The organism is Altererythrobacter sp. KTW20L (genome assembly GCF_023501975.1).
Lineage (GTDB): Bacteria > Pseudomonadota > Alphaproteobacteria > Sphingomonadales > Sphingomonadaceae > Alteraurantiacibacter.
The window spans coordinates 1-17,108 of record NZ_JAMFLH010000004.1 but is presented as its reverse complement, the minus strand read 5'-3'; the positions used below and the strand labels follow the sequence as shown (position 1 = coordinate 17,108).

Annotated in this window: 19 protein-coding genes, 1 tRNA gene and 2 pseudogenes; 6 read left to right on the top strand and 16 right to left on the bottom strand. The window is 63.9% G+C overall.

From position 1 onward, the window contains the following. Positions 1–235: 235 nt before the first annotated feature. The 4 genes from rplA to secE all read right to left on the bottom strand — a co-directional run bounded on the left by rplA (position 236) and on the right by secE (position 2,391). Positions 236–928, bottom strand: coding sequence for a 50S ribosomal protein L1 (rplA, locus tag M3P36_RS04525; protein ID WP_249702013.1), 693 nt, complete (start codon positions 926–928; stop codon positions 236–238). Positions 929–932: 4 nt separating this feature from the next. Continuing rightward, complete coding sequence (gene rplK, locus M3P36_RS04520) at positions 933–1,364, bottom strand: 50S ribosomal protein L11 (RefSeq protein ID WP_249702012.1); 432 nt, start codon at positions 1,362–1,364, stop codon at positions 933–935. 237 nt (positions 1,365–1,601) lie between these two features. Then, positions 1,602–2,138 (bottom strand): transcription termination/antitermination protein NusG, encoded by a 537-nt coding sequence (nusG, locus tag M3P36_RS04515; RefSeq protein ID WP_249702011.1) that lies wholly within the window; start codon positions 2,136–2,138, stop codon positions 1,602–1,604. A 46-nt stretch (positions 2,139–2,184) separates the two neighbouring features. Further along, positions 2,185–2,391, bottom strand: coding sequence for a preprotein translocase subunit SecE (gene secE / locus M3P36_RS04510; RefSeq protein WP_249702010.1), 207 nt, complete (start codon positions 2,389–2,391; stop codon positions 2,185–2,187). A 285-nt stretch (positions 2,392–2,676) separates the two neighbouring features. On the opposite strand from secE, the gene M3P36_RS04505 reads away from it, so the two are divergent. After that, a complete protein-coding gene (locus M3P36_RS04505) occupies positions 2,677–4,176 on the top strand; it encodes an alanine/glycine:cation symporter family protein (RefSeq protein WP_249702006.1) in 1,500 nt (499 codons plus the stop codon). Positions 4,177–4,211: 35 nt separating this feature from the next. Here M3P36_RS04505 and M3P36_RS04500 read toward each other — a convergent pair whose 3' ends face one another. Together M3P36_RS04500 and M3P36_RS04495 are read right to left on the bottom strand one after the other, a co-directional pair. Continuing rightward, the gene (locus M3P36_RS04500; RefSeq protein ID WP_249702001.1) at positions 4,212–4,358 is read right to left on the bottom strand and encodes a hypothetical protein; all 147 of its coding nucleotides are present in this window, start codon (positions 4,356–4,358) and stop codon (positions 4,212–4,214) included. A gap of 227 nt (positions 4,359–4,585) precedes the next feature. Beyond that, positions 4,586–4,661, bottom strand: a tRNA-Trp gene (locus M3P36_RS04495). A 114-nt stretch (positions 4,662–4,775) separates the two neighbouring features. Between M3P36_RS04495 and aat the strand changes: the two genes are divergently transcribed. Next, positions 4,776–5,555: a leucyl/phenylalanyl-tRNA--protein transferase gene (gene aat / locus M3P36_RS04490; protein WP_249701999.1), complete on the top strand. Its 780-nt coding sequence runs from the start codon at positions 4,776–4,778 to the stop codon at positions 5,553–5,555. Positions 5,556–5,590: 35 nt separating this feature from the next. Here aat and M3P36_RS15240 read toward each other — a convergent pair. The 4 genes and pseudogenes from M3P36_RS15240 to M3P36_RS04470 form a co-directional block, all read right to left on the bottom strand. Then, positions 5,591–5,773: pseudogene (locus M3P36_RS15240) on the bottom strand (DUF2155 domain-containing protein); the annotation flags it as partial. Positions 5,774–6,000: 227 nt separating this feature from the next. Continuing rightward, positions 6,001–6,408 (bottom strand): NADH:ubiquinone oxidoreductase subunit NDUFA12, encoded by a 408-nt coding sequence (locus M3P36_RS04480; RefSeq protein ID WP_249701987.1) that lies wholly within the window; start codon positions 6,406–6,408, stop codon positions 6,001–6,003. A 51-nt stretch (positions 6,409–6,459) separates the two neighbouring features. Next, positions 6,460–6,972 carry a DUF192 domain-containing protein gene (locus M3P36_RS04475; protein ID WP_249701985.1) on the bottom strand — a complete coding sequence of 171 codons (513 nt, stop codon included), beginning with the start codon at positions 6,970–6,972 and terminating at the stop codon, positions 6,460–6,462. Continuing rightward, positions 6,959–7,543, bottom strand: coding sequence for a regulatory protein RecX (locus M3P36_RS04470; protein ID WP_249701983.1), 585 nt, complete (start codon positions 7,541–7,543; stop codon positions 6,959–6,961). Before M3P36_RS04470 ends, M3P36_RS04475 begins: the two co-directional genes overlap by 14 nt. A 187-nt stretch (positions 7,544–7,730) precedes the next feature. Here M3P36_RS04470 and M3P36_RS04465 point away from each other — a divergent pair, with 187 nt between their 5' ends. Further along, positions 7,731–9,464, top strand: coding sequence for a fatty acyl-AMP ligase (locus M3P36_RS04465; protein ID WP_249701978.1), 1,734 nt, complete (start codon positions 7,731–7,733; stop codon positions 9,462–9,464). A 10-nt stretch (positions 9,465–9,474) separates the two neighbouring features. Here M3P36_RS04465 and M3P36_RS04460 read toward each other — a convergent pair whose 3' ends face one another. From M3P36_RS04460 to M3P36_RS04450, 3 genes are all read right to left on the bottom strand, one after another. Next, on the bottom strand, positions 9,475–10,362 hold the full coding sequence (locus M3P36_RS04460) for a hypothetical protein (protein WP_249701973.1): 888 nt from the start codon (positions 10,360–10,362) through the stop codon (positions 9,475–9,477). A 378-nt stretch (positions 10,363–10,740) separates the two neighbouring features. Next, the gene (locus M3P36_RS04455) at positions 10,741–11,136 is read right to left on the bottom strand and encodes an MAPEG family protein (RefSeq protein ID WP_249702305.1); all 396 of its coding nucleotides are present in this window, start codon (positions 11,134–11,136) and stop codon (positions 10,741–10,743) included. 14 nt (positions 11,137–11,150) lie between these two features. Next, positions 11,151–12,671, bottom strand: a complete 1,521-nt coding sequence (locus tag M3P36_RS04450; protein WP_249701959.1) for a DUF389 domain-containing protein — start codon at positions 12,669–12,671, stop codon at positions 11,151–11,153. 122 nt (positions 12,672–12,793) lie between these two features. Between M3P36_RS04450 and M3P36_RS04445 the strand changes: the two genes are divergently transcribed. The 3 genes from M3P36_RS04445 to M3P36_RS04435 are packed head-to-tail and all read left to right on the top strand — an operon-like array spanning position 12,794 to position 15,079. Beyond that, a complete protein-coding gene (locus tag M3P36_RS04445) occupies positions 12,794–14,002 on the top strand; it encodes a toxic anion resistance protein (protein ID WP_249701946.1) in 1,209 nt (402 codons plus the stop codon). 3 nt (positions 14,003–14,005) lie between these two features. Beyond that, positions 14,006–14,770 carry a hypothetical protein gene (locus M3P36_RS04440; RefSeq protein ID WP_249701930.1) on the top strand — a complete coding sequence of 255 codons (765 nt, stop codon included), beginning with the start codon at positions 14,006–14,008 and terminating at the stop codon, positions 14,768–14,770. Then, positions 14,771–15,079 (top strand): polyhydroxyalkanoic acid system family protein, encoded by a 309-nt coding sequence (locus M3P36_RS04435; RefSeq protein ID WP_249701917.1) that lies wholly within the window; start codon positions 14,771–14,773, stop codon positions 15,077–15,079. Between the two features lie 185 nt (positions 15,080–15,264). Here M3P36_RS04435 and M3P36_RS04430 read toward each other — a convergent pair whose 3' ends face one another. From M3P36_RS04430 to M3P36_RS04420, 3 genes and pseudogenes are all read right to left on the bottom strand, one after another. Next, positions 15,265–15,705 (bottom strand): DUF2721 domain-containing protein, encoded by a 441-nt coding sequence (locus tag M3P36_RS04430; RefSeq protein ID WP_249701902.1) that lies wholly within the window; start codon positions 15,703–15,705, stop codon positions 15,265–15,267. A 16-nt stretch (positions 15,706–15,721) separates the two neighbouring features. Next, positions 15,722–16,756 (bottom strand): mannose-1-phosphate guanylyltransferase, encoded by a 1,035-nt coding sequence (locus M3P36_RS04425; RefSeq protein ID WP_249701885.1) that lies wholly within the window; start codon positions 16,754–16,756, stop codon positions 15,722–15,724. Between the two features lie 50 nt (positions 16,757–16,806). Then, a pseudogene (locus M3P36_RS04420) lies at positions 16,807–17,108 on the bottom strand (energy transducer TonB); the annotation flags it as partial.

The window sequence follows — 17,108 nt, the reverse complement described above, 5'->3', positions numbered from 1 at the left end:
GCATTTGGCTATCATGAGATGACAACTTGGTGGGGTGCCATATGCGTTGCTGCCGGCATTCTGGTCGCGTCTCTGCATTGGAGGAAGGCTCGCAAGGCAGTCCATAATCACGACTGACCGGGGAAAGCTCCGTTAAGCGGCTTCTTTCCACCCCCGCTCCAGCCCCAATACAAAACAAAAAGGCCGGCAGGATCGCTCCCGCCGGCCTCTTGAATAATCCCGAAGGAAGGCTCGCTTACGCGCCTTCAACCTCGGCCAGGTCCAGCTTCAGGCCCGGGCCCATCGACGAGGTGATCGACACCTTGCGGACGTACTTGCCCTTCGAGCCCGAGGGCTTGGCCTTGACCACGGCCTGGGTCAGCGCGGTGAAGTTGGCTTTCAGCGCATCGTCGGCGAACGACAGCTTGCCGATGCCCGAATGGATGATGCCCTGCTTTTCAACGCGGAATTCGACCTGGCCGCCCTTGGCGTCCTTCACGGCCTGGGCCACGTTGGGAGTGACAGTGCCGAGCTTCGGGTTCGGCATCAGGCCCTTGGGGCCGAGCGTCTTGCCGAGGCGGCCCACCACGCCCATCATGTCCGGCGAGGCAATCACGCGGTCATAATCGAGGTTGCCGGCCAGCATGTCTTCCATCAGGTCTTCCGCACCGACCTTGTCGGCACCGGCAGCCAGCGCCTTTTCGGCGTTCTCGCCACGGGCGAACACGGCAACCTTCACGTCCTTGCCGGTGCCCGAGGGCAGCGACACCATGCCGCGGACCATCTGGTCGGCATGGCGCGGATCGACGCCCAGGTTCATCGCCACTTCGACGGTTTCGTCGAACTTGGCGGCGTGGGTGCGCAGCAGGGCGATTGCCTCGTCAACCGTGTAGAGCTTCTCGCGGTCAAGGGTGGCCAGAACCTTGTTCTTCTTGGTCAGCTTTGCCATGTTCTTAGCCCTCCACCACATCGAGGCCCATCGAACGGGCAGTGCCTTCGATGATCTTCATGGCCTGGTCGATCGTATTTGCATTGAGGTTCGCCATCTTGGTTTCGGCGATCTCGCGCACCTGGGTCTTGGTGACCGTGGCGGCCACGACCTTGCCCGGTTCCTTCGAACCCGACTTCAGGCCCGCAGCCTTCTTCAGCAGGTAGCTGGCAGGCGGGGTCTTGGTGATGAAGGTGAAGCTGCGATCGCCATAGACGGTGATCTTGACGGGAATCGGCATGCCCTTTTCCATGTCGCCGGTGGCGGCGTTGAAGGCCTTGCAGAATTCCATGATGTTGACGCCGCGCTGGCCCAGGGCCGGGCCGATCGGCGGCGACGGAGTGGCAGAGCCCGCGGGCACCTGCAGGTTGATATAACCTTCGATCTTCTTGGCCATGTGGCCGCTCCTTTTCTCACTGTCGGGCGCAGTTTCCAGCAACCCTCATGGTAAGCGGTCAAACAGCTCCTGACGGAGCCTCCCGCACGGTTTACCTTTCGGGCCACCTTGATGGCCTGTCAGGAATGCGCGTGCCTAGTGGAAAGACGCGCGAAACTCAAGCAATTCGTGGCACAACCACGATGGATCCCGGATCAAGTCCGGGATGACGGCGGCGGACCAGGGTCCGCCAGTCCGTCACTTCGTCAGTTCGACCTCGTCGAAGCCCATTTCCACCTGGGTGGCGCGGCCGAAGATGGACACGGCGACCTTCACGCGGCTCTTTTCGAAATCCAGTTCCTCGACAATGCCGTTGAAGCTGGCGAAGGGGCCGGCGTTGACCTTGACGCTGTCGCCGATCTCGTAATCGATGTTGATTTCGCGCTTGGGCGCGGCCTGGGCTGCGGCGACGCCGCCGAAATAGCGGGCGGCCTCCTTCTCGGAAATCGGCTGCGGCTTGCTGCCCGAACCGAGGAAGCCGGTGACCTTGGAGGTGTTCTTGACGAGGTGGTACACGTCATCGGTCAGCTGCAGCTTGGCCAGGACATAGCCCGGCATGAACTTGCGTTCGACCTGTACCTTCTTGCCGCGCTTGATCTCGGTCACGGTCTCGGTCGGCACTTCGACCGCTTCGACGCCATCGGACAGGCCCAGCCGCTCGGCCTCGGACAGGATCGAATCGCGCACCTTGTTCTCGAAGCCGGAATAGGCGTGGATGATGTACCAGCGGGCCATATGTGTCTTTCGTGTCTGGATTCGATTGAAAAGCGGTAAGGGCCGGTCAGGAGGCCAGCGACAGCAGCCAGGCCACCACGGCGCCGAACACCGAATCGACCGCCAGGAAGAACAGCGCCATGATCACCACCAGGATGAACACGAAGATCGCGGTACGGATCGTTTCTTCGCGGCTGGGCCACGAAACCTTGGAGGTTTCGGCTTTTACCTGCTTGAAGAACTCGCCCGGAGACGACTTGCCTTCCTTGGCCATCGCTTAATCGCCTTCTTGTCATCCGGCCGAGAATCCGGCCGATCCTGCACAACGCCTTTCGCCATAGGACCATCGCCGCCCCGGTCAAGGTGACCGGGAGGGGCGTTGATGCTCCGATGTCGGTGAGCGAACGGCTATTTAGGGCCATGGTGCGCGAATGGCAAGACTGCCTCGACCCGCGGCAAGTGCGCGCCACTTTGTTGCGAATGTAACATCGGGGCTGGTCAGCCGCTGGTCTTGCCGATAGCGTCGCACGCCTGAGGGAATTTGCAGGGGATTGCTCGCTTGGCACAGGCAGAAAACACGGTCGCGTTCCTGGACGAGATTACCAATGTCTCGGATTTCATCTGGGCCGGCCTGTGGAACGGGGAGCAGGTGCTGCCCTTCCCGCCGATGGTGATCGTGCTGTTCGGCGTGGGCATGTGGATGATGGTGGGCCTCAGGTTCTACCCTGTCGTCAAGCTTGGCGCGGCCTTTTCCGGACTGTTCAAGGGCAGGAAGAACCAGGGTTCGGGCGAGATCAGCCCCTTTGCCGCCCTGTCCACCGCGCTTTCAGGCCAGGTCGGCACCGGCAACCTGGCGGGCGTGGCCACGGCCATCACCCTTGGCGGACCCGGCGCGATCTTCTGGATGTGGATCACCGCCTTGATCGGCATGGCGCTGGCCTTTGGCGAAGGCGCGCTGGCCATCCGTTACCGCGAGAAGACCAGCGCCGGCACCTGGCGCGGCGGCCCGATGAGCTACATCATGATGGGTCTGGGCCCCAAATGGACCTGGCTGGCCATCGTGTTTTGCCTGGGCACTTTGGCTTCCGCGCTGGTCACCGGAAACATGATTCAAGCCAATGCCATGGCCGACGGGATGACCGAACTGTTCGGCATAGAGGACTGGATCGGCGGCCTGGTCACCGCCGTCCTGGTATTGATCGTTATCCTTGGCGGCATCCGTTCGATCGGCAATGTGGCGGAAAAGATCGTGCCGTTCATGGCCGCGGCCTATCTGGTGATGGCGGCAGTCGCCATCATCCTGGACTACCAGGACCTCCCCGAAACATTCGGCCGCATCTTCCATGGCGCCTTCAACCCGCAGGCGGCGACCGGCGGCTTCCTGGGCGCGGCAATCATCATGGCGATACGCGCCGGTGTGGCGCGCGGCCTGTTTTCCAACGAGGCGGGGCAGGGCTCCACCCCGATCGCCCACGCCGTGGCCCAGACAGACGATCCCGAACAGCAGGGCCGCATGGCCATGCTCGGCACCTTCATCGACACCATCGTGATCTGCACCATGACCGCGCTGGTCATCCTGACGGTGGAGGGCAACTTCACCGCGGGCGGCCAGCCGGTGCTGCACGCCTGGCAATCGGACCTGAACGGCTTTGCCATGACATCGGGTGCCTTTGCGGCGGCATTCCCCTTCACCATCGCCTCGATCCCGGTCGGAACGCTGATCGCCAGCCTGGCGCTTATCCTGTTCGTCTTCACCACGCTGCTGACATGGTCATATTATGGCGAGCGGGCGATCACCTTCATCTACGACCGGGTGCCCGGCTCCACCCTGGCGGGCGAGAAGCGACTGCACCTGTCATGGCGGGTACTGTGGTGCCTGGTGATCTATTTCGGCAGCTTCCAGAACCTGGAAGTGGTGTGGCGGCTGGGAGATATCTCCAACGCGGCGATGGCCCTGCCCAACCTGGTGGCGCTGGCGCTGCTGTCGGGCGTGGTGTTCAAGCTGGCGCGCGGTGATCGCAAGGCCGGGCCGGAACATCCGGTGCAGACGCCAAAATAGCCCGATAGCGGACAAGTCGCGTCCAGCGGGCCTGTTCAGCGGGAATTGAACAGGCGGGCAAACAGGCCCGGCTGCTCCATCGGCAGGATCGGCGTGGACGCCAGCGAGCGCAATTCAGCCTCGCTCGACGAACGCGGCAGGATCGCGCCATGGCGACGTGTAGTGCGGAGGAAACGCATCATCCGATTGCTCCTTATGACCCCTGTTCATGCCAAGGGTGATAACGGCAGATAGGGTCAAAAGTTCCTGAAACCCGATGAGTGGAGTTCGCAGCTGGTGCGCAACCCCGTTCGGCGACCAGTCGAACCAGAGGGCAACCGCCCGCCCGCAGGTGCCCCGCAATGAAGCGTAGCGAAATGTAGGGATCAGCGCCGAGGACGTGAGCCCGGATGGGCTCACGCAAGAAAACTGGCAGGGGTGTGCGGACTCGAACCGCAGGCCCTCGGTTTTGGAGACCGATGCTCTACCAACTGAGCTACACCCCTGCAGGTTCGCGGGCCTCTATAATGGCTTTGCCGCGATGGCAAGCGCCTGCTCGGCATGGCGGCACGGATCACACATTCATGGCTGGCACACTTCCTCCGTGCTAGGGAGCCGCGATGCACGGCACCGTTCCCGCTATCCTGCCGCCCGAACTGTTGCTGCGGGCCTATCGCGGCGGGGTGTTCCCGATGGCCGATTCGCGCGATGACACCGATGTCTTCTGGGTCGAACCGCGGACCCGCGCGGTGTTCCCGCTGGAGACATTCCGCCCCTCGCGCTCGCTGGCCAAGGTGCTCCGGCAGGACCGCTTCACCGTCACCTGCAACCGCGATTTCGCCGGCGTGATCCGCGCCTGCGCCGAGCCGCGCCCCGATCATCCGGACACCTGGATCAGCCACCGGATCGAAGCGAGCTACATTGCCCTGCACCACGCGGGCCATGCCCATTCGATCGAATGCTGGCTGGACGGCGCGCTGGCGGGCGGGCTCTACGGTGTCAGCTTCGGGCGGGTGTTCTGCGGCGAATCGATGTTCAGCCGGGCCGACAATGCCAGCAAGGTGGCGCTTGCCTGGCTGGTGGCCCTGATGCGGCTGGCGCAATACCGCGTGCTCGACTGCCAGTTCATGACCGACCACCTGGGATCACTGGGTGCGGTGGAAGTAAAGCGCGATCTTTACCGCAAACTGGTGGACCAAGCCTGTGCAGACGGGTTCCAGGCGGACCTGGAGGCTGCGTGGAATCAGGCGGTGGGAGCTTCGGGGGCCGGAGCGGTCGCCGGTTCGGCAGGAGCAGCCGGAGCCGCAGCGGGAGCGCCCCCCGCAGACGGGGCAGACCGGCGCAGCGCCTCTTCTTCGCCCGGGAAAGTCATCGCGCAGTCCTTCACCCACACGTCATAGATCGGGTGTTCGACCACGTTGACGGCGGGCGCTTCCTTGTACAGCCAGCCGGAAAACACGCCGCGCCATTCGGGGTCGGACTGGGCATCGGCCCGATCCTGCACAATAACCTGCACGAAGGCGCCGGTCAGCGGAGGGTTTTCCCACGGCGGGGTCCGCTCGCAGCTCGACAGGCGGATAATGACATCGTCGATCCGCCGCGCCTCGCCCGGCTTCATCTCGATATCGCGGGTGATATTGTTGCGCTTGTTGATCAGCCCCAGCGTGGCCACCCGTTCGGCCAGCGGCGTGCCAAGGCTGTCCTCCACCTCGATCTGGGGCAGCGGAGCGGCGGCAATATCGTCAGGAATCTCGGTTTCCTCGGCCACCGGTGCCGGGGCCTCGGACGTGCAGGCTGCCAGCCCGAACAGGCCGGCCCCCGCCACCAGTGCGAGGCGGAAAGGTCTCAAGCGTCGGGTGTCCAGGATTCGTAATCGCCGGTGGCGCGCGCCCGCTTTCCGCCACGCTCCAGCGCGCCGGCCGGACGATAGGCCGTGACCGTGCCGGTGGCATTGGGGCTGTAATCGGCTTCCCAGATGCGCGGCGGCGGAAGGTGGCTTTCTGGCAGCTCGTCATAGGACGAATGGAGCCAGCCGTGCCATTCGCTCGGCACGCGGCTGGCATCGTTGGGGCCATTGTACAGCACCCAGCGGCGTTCGCGTCCGCCGTTGCCCCGGTCCTTGCCCGGTTTGGAGCGGTAGTAGCGGTTGCCCAGCCCGTCCGTGCCGACGTGCTCGCCCTTGCGGGCCGACCACAGGAGGGTGCCGATGGTCGCGCCATCCCACCAGGTGAAGATTTTTCCGAACAAACCCATGGCCGCGCGGTTAGCCCTTTTCGGGGGTGGAGCGCAAGCTTGTGTGTGGCCCTACCACGTGACCAGATCGCCCGGCGCGATGCCCAGTTCGGCCGCCCGGCCGCCGTTCAGTTCGAGCACGGCCTTGGCCGGGGCATCTGACGGCACGGGGCTTTCCGAATAGGGCACGGTATTGGCGGCAATGTTGATGATCCGGTTGTCCGGCCCGATGAAGATGATGTCGAGCGGGATCACCGTGTTGCGCATCCAGAAGCTGGCCATGCGGACCTGCGCGAGCGGGAAGATCATCCCTTCATCCGGCCCCAATTCCGTGCGGAACATCAGCCCGCGCTGCTGTTCCTGCGGGGTGGCGGCCACTTCGACGCGGAAGTTGCGCGGTCCGGCGCTGGTGGTGACACTGAGGTCGATGACCTCCAGTCCCGATTCGGGGTGGACCGAGGGGCTCTGTGCGGCAGAGGTGGAGGCGGCATCGGGTGCCGCCTGGGTGGAACAGGCGGACAGCGCGATGATGGCGGGCAGCAATATTGCCCGGCGCAGGAATTTCAGCACACTAGCTGTCGTCACCCAATTCGTCCTCATCCAGTTCATGCGCCCATTCCTCGGCGCGCTCGATGGTAGAGGCATTGACCATTTCGCGCGCAAAGTCGAGGCTGTGGCCTGCCCGCAGCATGGCCGATAGCTGCTTTTCGCGCCGCTCCTTTTCTGGCGGCTCCCCACCGAAGGGGCCGAAACGGCGGCGCGAGGCCATGGCAAGGGCTGCCTGGCGCAATTGCGCTTCGCTGGCGGCCACTGCGCTCCTGATTTCGGGCGCGATACCGTCCTGCCCCAACGCCTGGTCAACCCGCCGCGCGCCATAGCCGCGCCGCAGCAGGCTGGACGATCGCGCCTGCGCAAAACCCCGATCATCGACATAGCCAAGCCCGGCATAGGTCTCTACCAGCGCCGCCACATCGGGCTGGCGATCCTCGTCGGCCCAGCCGAACTCGCGCAGTTTGCGCTTCAGGTAGCGTTCAAGCCGCGCACCCGAAGTGGCGTAACGGGCGACGTAGGACAGCGCCAGATCGCGCAATCGCGCGTCGTCGAGCGGGGTTTTTGCCCGCTTGGGTTGCTTACACTCTTGTTTATAGGTGCCCATTGGCCTTATTCGTGCCATACTTCATGACAAATGGGAAAGTTTGTCGCGGGAAAATAAATCGCGGGATCGCTCGTTGCGGGTTCGGGGGGATGCCGTATCCGATGATGCCAGGAGGGGAAGCGCAGATCGCGGGCTCCAGCGAAGCCGCGGCGCGCTCAGTTGAAGGGTTGCCCTTACTTCCATGACCATGTTGAATCCTAAGCTCGTTGCCACGCCGAACGATTGCGCCCTGCCGCGCATCCGGGCCGATTTCGCCACTTTCAACGATGCGATCGACTATGCCGCGCGCAGCGCAAAGGGCATGAACTTCCACGACATGCGTGGCGAGCTGGAGGTCGTCTATCCCTATGCGCAAATGCGCGAGGATGCGCTGGCCATGGCTTACCGGCTGGCCGCCAGCGGCGTCGTCAAGGATGACCGCGTTGCCCTGATAGCCGAGACCGGCCCTGATTTCGCCGCGCTGTTCTGCGCCTGCACGCTGGTCGGCGCATGGCCGGTGCCGCTGCCGCTGCCGACCACATTCGGCGGCAAGGAAAGCTATATCGACCAGCTTTCCGTCCAGCTTTCCAGCGCCGACCCGAAAATGCTGATCTATCCGCCCGAAATTGCCGAGATGGCAAAGGCGGCGGCCGACCGGCAGGGTTGCGAGGGGATCGACTGGTCTACCCTGGGCGATCGCCCGGCCCCGGCGGTGGATCTGCCCAAGGCCCATCCCGACGACATCTGCTACCTGCAGTATTCCAGCGGCTCGACCCGCTTCCCCCAGGGCGTGGCGGTGACCCACAAGGCCTTGCTGCATAACCTCTATGGCCATGCTGCATCCATGGAAATCGGCAGCAACGACCGGGTGGTGTCCTGGCTTCCGTGGTATCACGACATGGGCCTGGTCGGCTGTTTCCTGTCGCTGATCGCCAACCAGGTGAGCGTCGATTACCTCAAGACCGAACATTTCGCCCGCCGTCCGCTCGCCTGGCTCGACCTGATCAGCCGCAACAAGGGCACCACGCTCTCCTATTCCCCCACCTTCGGCTATGACATCTGCGCCCGGCGCATTTCCAGCCAGTCGAGCGTGTCCGACCGGTTCGACCTGTCGCGCTGGCGGCTGGCGGGCAACGGGGCGGACATGATCCGGCCAGACGTGATGCAGAATTTCGTCAACGCCTTTGCCCCTGCCGGGTTCAAGGCATCGGCCTTCACTCCCAGCTATGGCCTGGCCGAAGCGACGCTGGCGGTCACCGTGATGCCGCCGGGCGAGGGTATTCGCGTGGAACTGGTCGAGGAGGAGCGCCTGTCGGGCAGCCGCCGCGACCTGTCGCGCCCCGCCCGCTATCGCGCCATCGTCAACTGCGGCAAGCCGCTGCCCGACATGGATGTCGAGATCAGGGGCGAAGGCGGCCAGGTCAAGGCGGACCACCAGATCGGCAAGGTCTGGTGCCGCGGCCCCAGCGTGATGCATTCCTATTTCCGCAACCCGGAAGCGACCGCCGAATGCCTGGTCGATGGCTGGCTGGACACCGGCGACATGGGCTACATGCACGAAGGCTACCTGTTCATCGTCGGCCGGGCGAAGGACATGATCATCATCAACGGCAAGAACCACTGGCCGCAGGATATCGAGTGGGCGGTGGAACAACTGCCCGGCTTCAACCACGGCGATATCGCCGCTTTCGCGGTGGAAACCGAGAACGGCGAGGAAGCCCCCGCCGTGCTGGTCCACTGCCGCGTGTCGGACCCCGATGAACGCATCAAGCTGCGCAACGATATCCGCGACAAGGTGCGGGCCATCACCGGCATGAACTGCGTGGTCGAACTCGTCCCCCCGCGCACCCTGCCGCGCACGTCCTCCGGCAAGCTGAGCCGGGCGAAAGCGCGCAAGATGTACCTCGCAGGCGAGATCGAGCCTTACCTGGTCGCGGCCTGAGGGTTTTTGGCTAGAACTTGCTGACAAAGTTGAGTCTTGGGCCGACGTCGAAAACACTGTAAGATTTGCCCGCAACATTGGACCAGTTGCGCTGGAATTTTGCAGCGATCGTCAAGTTGACGAGATCAGGCACGAGTGCCCGGCTATAGGCGCCGACGAGGATGATCTGTTCATCGTCCCGACCGTCGGATGCCCCACCGGTAAAGCCGGCCCAGAATGCCTGTGCCTGGACCTGAAAACTCGACGTGGCATCGATCTGCTGGCTCAATGTCGTGCTTGCCGTGAAGCGCCACTGTTCGACGGTGGCAAGACTTGCCTCGCGCCGCGTTACGTTGGCATCGACCGACAACTTCGTTCCCACGGCCAGACCGACGGTGCGACCGAACCCGCCCGTAAAACTGTGAGTGCTGACTTTGTGGTCACCGAACTGGTCCGAATAGAGGGAAGTGAAGGAGTAGGAAGCGTAGGGCGCCCACCCCTTGGTTGCGTCACCCAAGCTGATTTTCGCGCTGCTGCCGAGCGAGGACTGGTCAGCGGCAGTCTCGTCGAAATAGGCGTCCAGCGTTGATAAAGCCGAGATTTCGAGCGCCACCCCGCCCCCCATAGGGCGGGTATAGCTCAGCGCCAGACTTGGAGCCGAGTGAAAATCGGACAAGGCACCAGTCTCTGCGTTGGCAACGTTCGAGTTGAAAGCGATCGGGGCCCCGACCGTCAGCTTCCAGCGCTGTGGAGCCTCCTCGATGAAGGCGGGGTCCAACTGGGTGAAGTCGAACTGCAGGTCGAGGAGGTTAAGATCGATCCTTTCGATGTCCTGGTCTATGGTTGACGACTGGGCGCGTAGCTCCGTCGGATTCGACAGCATCACCCCTGCTGCTGTCAGGATCAGGATTCTCTTCATCTGTGCTACCCCCCGGTACCGGGCAATCTAGGTCCTCCGCGTCAGATGGATGCCGTACCACTCGCCTGGCCAAAGGCTCAACCGGGTCAATATCCGGGAGAGAATTCAGTTCAATTCGCGAAATATCCGCATTTATGTCGGGGACGTCCGAATCTTGCCCATGAACCGGACTACTCACCAAATTGCCGCAAGTAATCGCTAACAGCAATAGGAAATTCGTTTCTAGGAAATTTACTTTATTTGACTTGATTGCCACGTCCAAGTCTCCAGTTCTGTCATCCCGTTGAGGCTCATCTGGGGATGCCCATGCAATCTTGGTCTCACATTAAACCATCGATTCCCTACGCCCGCTGAACGTGACGTGCCGGGCATAGCCCCCTACCCCACCAGCGCCGCGCCCAGCACCACCAGCAGGGCGAGCAGGCTGACGGTCCACACCAGGGTGCGGACCTTGGGTACGCCAGTCCAGTAGAGCGGCAGGTAGATCACCCGCGCGGCGAGCCAGGTCCACGCGGCCATCTCGGTCAGCAGGCTCGATTTGTCCGCCAGCGTCACCGCCAGCAGCGCCACGATGGCCACCGGGAATGTCTCGGCAAAGTTGTCGCGCGCGCGTTCGAGCCTTCCGGCCACGGGATTGAGCGGAGGCAGGCTTTCATCCCGCGCGCCCATGTTCCAGTCCTTGCCATACTGGCGGGTCTTGAAATGGACGGCCAGCATGATGTGCACCACCAGCAGCAGGGCACCCAGGGCAAGGACTGTCAGTTCGCTGGTCATTCCGGTTACTCCGATCATTCGGCCCCGTCGGGCATGACCCACAAGGCCCGCACTGCGCCGAAGCCGTTGCCTGCGGGAGAAACCTGCGGTTCGATGCCGCGTTCCTGCAAGGCTTCGCGCACCAGCGCCACCGAACCGCCCGGCCCTTCCAGCCTGACGGGCAGCTGCGAGCGCCGGGCAGCCCATTCGATCAGCACGACCGTGCGGTATCCGGCAGTGGAAATTCCCTCGTCCTCCATGGCGACCGCTGGCATCGACAGCAGCGGCGGAATCAGCCGGATTTCCCACCCTTCGCCCGCCGTGGCGCGGATGCGGCGCTCCAGTTCGTAATAGGTCCGCAAGCTTGCGTCCGGCAGGGCCAGCGCGGTTACCGTGGCGCGGCGACGCGCGCGGTCAACCGTCACCTGTTCGGGCGAAACGCCGGCCACCAGCGCCAGCCGCTCGGCCAGTTCGTCCGCCCGTTCGGCCGCCGCCCGCTCACTGGCGAGGGCAGAGGAGAGCTGCGCTTCTTCGGCTGCCTGGGCATTGGTGCCGACCCGGTACTGGGTGATCGCCACGTCCACCGGACGACCGAGACTGCGGGTCATCGCCCGTTCGGCCGCGCTTTCGGCATTGGGTTTCAATTCGGGCGTCAGGACTGTTGCGGTAATGCGGATGGGCTCTGCGTCAAAGTTATAGTCAATCTGCGACAGGCGGGCATTGTCGTCAAACGCTTCCAGCACCATCGAGCGGGTCAGCCGGGTGGCATTGGCTTCCCACGCGATATCCCGCAGCGACAGGAACAGCGGGATTGCCAGGGCCACGAAAGAGGTCAGGATCATCACCGTCTGCCAGGTGGTCTGCCGTTCGGACAGGTTGGTCGAAAAGCCATAGAGCCGGGCCATTACCGCGGCCGTCAGGGCAATGGTCATCAGGTTGGTGAAGTAGAGGCCGAGCGCGCCCGAAAAGACTGTCCAGTTCAGCGTGGCCAGACCAAAGCCGACCGTGGCCAGCGGCGGCATCAAGGCCGTGGCGATGGCCACGCCGACGATGGTCCCCTCGCGCCCGCGGATCATCGCATAGGCGCCGGCGATGGCGGAAAAGAATGCGATCAGCAGGTCGAACAGGTTGGGCTTGGTGCGCGCCGCGATCTCCGATGTCACAGTTTGCAAAGGCGAAAGGAACACCACGATAGCGCAGAACAGCACCGCAAACACCGTGCCGATGGCCAGCGACCGGGCCGACTGGCGCATCCATTTGTAATCTCCGGTGGCGATGGAGAAGCCCAGCCCCATGATCGGATCCATCAGCGGCGACAGCAGCATGGCCCCGATCACCACGGCAGGAGAGGACAGCAGCAGTCCGAGGATGGCAATGCCCGCCGACATGCCGAGCATCAGCAGGTAGCGCGAACTGACCCCGCTTTCCGCACGCCGCCTGGCGATGACATCTGCCTGATCGACTGTCGCCTTGACCGAATTATGCCACCAGCCGCGCCAGCTGTGGATCACATCGCCGAATGTGTGCCTGCCCGGTGCGGGAGCCTGTGTCGCCATTGTTATCGTCTCCTGATCGGATCAGGGGTATAGACAACGAGGCGCGCAGGGGAACGCTTGAAAAGCGTGTCTTGCCTGCCTAATACAGTTAGCTGAAGCACTTGCGGGGTGAGGAATAGCCGATGGCCACGAACAACCAGACGACCACAGCAGTCGAAACCGAACTGAAGCTCACCCCGCCTGATCCAGTGCCTGCGATCTCGGTGGACCGCGCCGCAGGTCTGGTGCCGGTCGCTGCCGAAAAGCGCTCGGCGCTGGATGAAAAGGTCGATGGCTTCGTCGATGAACTGATCGCGCTGGATGCCAAGTCGCCCGATTTCGGCCAGAAGGTGGACCAGATTACCAACATGGGCCGCAAGGAAATCATGGCGGCCGCCGGCATGTCCAACCGCTTCCTCGACCGCCCGGTGCGGGCGATGGACCAGGAAGGCGGCGTGGGCACCGATCTGGCCGAATTGCGCCGCACGGTGGAGGATCTCGATCCCGGCCGCCAGGGCAAGCTGACCGGGCGCAAGCTGTTCGGCATCATCCCCTTCGGCAACAAGCTGAAGAACTATTTCGACAGCTATACCAGCGCGCAAAGCCACATCCAGGCGATCCTCGCCCGCCTGGCCAGCGGCAAGGACGAACTGCTGATGGACAATGCCGCCATCGACGTGGAGCGGCAGAAGCTGTGGGACGCGATGGGCAACCTGGAGCAGATGATCCACATCGCCCGCACACTGGATGAACGGCTGGAGGAACGCGCGGCAGACCTGGACGCGACCGATCCCGAAAAGGCCAAGGCGATCCGTGAGACCGCGCTGTTCTATGTCCGCCAGCGCACGCAGGACCTGCTGACGCAGATGGCGGTATCGGTGCAGGGTTACCTCGCACTGGACCTGGTGAAGAAGAACAACGTCGAACTGGTGAAGGGTGTCGATCGCGCCAGCACCACCACGGTGGGCGCACTGCGCACCGCCGTGACCGTGGCCCAGGCCATGACCAACCAGCGGCTGGTGCTGGGGCAGATCACCGCGCTCAACACCACCACCGCCAACATCATCGATTCCACCGGCAAGCTGCTGCGCGAGAATACCGCGCAGATCCACGAGCAGGCGGCCAGCTCGACAATCCCGCTGGAAACGCTGCAACGCGCTTTCCAGAACATCTATGACACGATGGACGAGGTGGACAGTTTCAAGCTGCGCGCACTCGATTCCATGAAGCAGACCGTCACCGTGCTGACCGACGAGGTGGAGAAGTCCAAGGGCTATATCGCCCGCGCCGAAGGGCAGGCCCAGGCTTCGAAGGCTGCTGCTACTCCGAGCCTGCTGAGCCTTGATGCCTGATCAATGTCCGACCTGACCAGAGATAGCGAACGCCTGCTGGCCGAAGCCAAATCGGTCCTGCGCGACAACCAGACGGGCGGCAGGCACCGGCTGGTGAAGAGCGGTCCGCCCATCGGCGAAGGCTCGCGGCGCATGCGCAAAAACAACTGGGCGACGCGGCTGAAGCTGATGGCGGCGGCCGTCGTGGCGATCCTGCTGGCATCTTCCGTCGCCGGGCTGGTGCTGCAGGGGATCGGCTTCATCGGCGTGGTGGTGACATTCCTTGCCATTGTCACCGCCGTGGTGGTGTTCGGCAACTATCCCAAGGTGCGCCTGCCCAGCCGCATGGATCTGACCCGCACGCAGGATGCGCGCCAACTGGTCGCCCGCACCGAGCTGTGGCTGGAACAGCAGCGCCCCGCCCTGCCTGCGCCTGCGGTGCGCATTGTCGAGGATATCGGCGTGCAACTGGATGCGCTGGGCGCGCAACTGGCCCATGTTGATCCGGCGCACCCGGCGGCGAGCGAAACCCGCAAGCTGGTGGGTGAAGTCCTGCCCGAGATGATCGACTCCTATCGCAAGATACCCGCCAACCTGCGCACGGAAGAACGTGGCGGCTCCACGCCGGACCGGCAGCTGGTCGATAGCCTGGGCAAGATTTCGAAAGAGATCGATCACGTGACGCGGCAACTGGCCGAAGGCTCGCTGGACGATCTCGCCATCCGCAACCGTTACCTCGATTACCGCTATGGCGATGCCCAATCGCTGCCTTCACCGGAGAACACATAAATGCAGGTCGCCATTCCCCATCAGCTAGGCCGCGAGGAAGTGCGCCGCCGGCTGGCATCGTCCACCCACCAGATCGCCGATGCGATTCCCGGCGGCATGGCCGATGTGGAAACCGAATGGGTGGGCGAGGATTCGCTATCGCTGGCGATCACCGCCATGGGCCAGGTGATGCAGGGCCGGATCGACATTCGCGATACCGAAGTGCTGTTCGACATCGACCTGCCGCCCGCGCTGGGCTTCATCAAACCGATCGTCGAAGGCACGATCCGGCAGGCAGGGCAGAAGCTGCTGGCGCCGCCTTCGGCTTAGGTAAGGATTTTGCGTTTTTCCCGTCATCCTGAACTTGTTTCAGGATCCATCGTGCAGAGCGACACGGAGCCATCGGGATTGGCGGGGCGCCACCGTCCTGCTGCCGAACAAGACCCGGCTTTGGCGGAGGAATGGATCCTGAAACAAGTTCAGGATGACGAATGGATAAGCAGGCTTGGGTCCGCCTAAAGCTTCCGGTCCAGCTCCAGGAAATCGCGCGGGATGCGCAGGGCCTCGGTCGCCTCGCGGGTTTCGCGCAGGAACAGCAACAACGCCGCCATCAACAAGGCGATGGCTACGATGAACACGCCCGCCGCGAATGGCTGCAGGCTGGTGGCGGCGAATTCCTCCAGGAACAGCAGCGCCACGGTCAGGCCGATGGCGAGGCCCGACAGCACCAGCAACAGCAGCGCCCGCCCGATCAGCTTGATGCGGTTGTCGGTCATGCGGATTTCGCGCACCACGGCATCGTGTTCCGCGCCTTCGGTCTCGCGGTGGCGCTGTTGCAGCACGCGGCTGCGATCGACCACGCGGCCAAGGCGGCTGGACAGGATGTTCATGATGTTGCCGATCGCCACCAGCACGAACACCGGGGCCAGCGCCAACTGGATGGTCTGCGCGATCATGAACCCGTAACGCCCCTTATTGCTGCGCGGCTCCAGTCAGTTTGCCCACCAGTTGCGCGCCTTCCATCGTGGTAACCAGTACGTCGTCACCATCCACGATCACCGCCACGTCGGCAAGGCCGATGATGGATATGCGCGGGCCATCGGTGCGAGCGAGCACGTTGGTGCAGCCGACCAGTTCCACGCGTCCTTCGGCCCGGTTGCCAGCTTCGTCACCTGGCAGGGCATCGCGCAGGGCCTGCCAGTTGCCGATATCTGACCAGCCCATTGCCACCGGCACCATGGCCGCGCGCGCCGTCTTTTCCATCACCGCATAGTCAACCGATTCGCCCTTGATCGCGGCGATGGCGGCGGGGTCGGGATGGAACAGGTGGCCGTCCTCCTGCCCCTGTTCCACCGCGCGGCGCACGGCCTCGGAAATGTCGGGGCGATGCTGGCCAAGTTCGGCCAGGAAGGCCCCGGCGCGGAAGGCGAAGATCCCGCCGTTCCAGCTATAGCCGCCGCTGGCGAGGAACTGCGTGGCCGTGGCAAGGTCGGGCTTTTCGACGAACCGCTCCACCCGGTAGCCGCCGGGCAGTTCATCTCCGCGCAGGATATAGCCGAAGCCGGTTTCGGGCGCGGTTGGCGCGATGCCGAAGCTGACCAGCCAGTCGTCCGCCGCCAGGGCTGCCGCTGCCCGCGCCGCTGCGGCAAAGGCGGGCACGTCGGCGATGTGGTGATCGCTCGGGCAGACCAGCATCACGGCATCTTCGGGCAGCAGTTCGGCGGCCAGCGCGATGGCGGCGGCAGTGTTCTTCGCCTCGGGCTCGACCACGATCCTGGCATCGGGAAATCCGCCCAGTTGCGCCCCCACATGGGCAAGGTGCTGCGTGCCCGCCACCACGGTGGGCGCGGCGAACAGCGTGCGGTCGCCGCAGCGGTCCAGCGTGGCTTCGAACAGGGTGCGATTCCCCACCAGCGGCAGGAACGGTTTGGGACAGGACTTGCGGCTGACCGGCCACAGGCGCGTGCCGCTGCCACCGCACAGGATCACGGGATGAATAAGGGTCATCGGCTGCATTTACTCCGGCGGGGCGGGCACGTTCCTTCACTTACAGCAAATTATTGCCGGCGGAAGAAATCCTGGCGCCAGCCATAACGTGCAGGCACCGGATTGCCATCGGCATCGCGCGCCGGGTTGAAGCGGATGCGTTCCACCACCAGCGGGCAGACCAGGGCATTGGTCGCCGGGTCCGGTCCCGCACGGCTGACGCTGCAATCGCGCGCGCGGCCATCCACCCCCACGGTAAACACCACGGTGACGGAGGTTCCGTCGCGCACCTGCCGCCCGCCTTCGGGAATGGGGAAGTCGCGCGCGGCATCGATCCGGCCCGACAGCACCGTGGGGCCGCTGGCGATCCCGC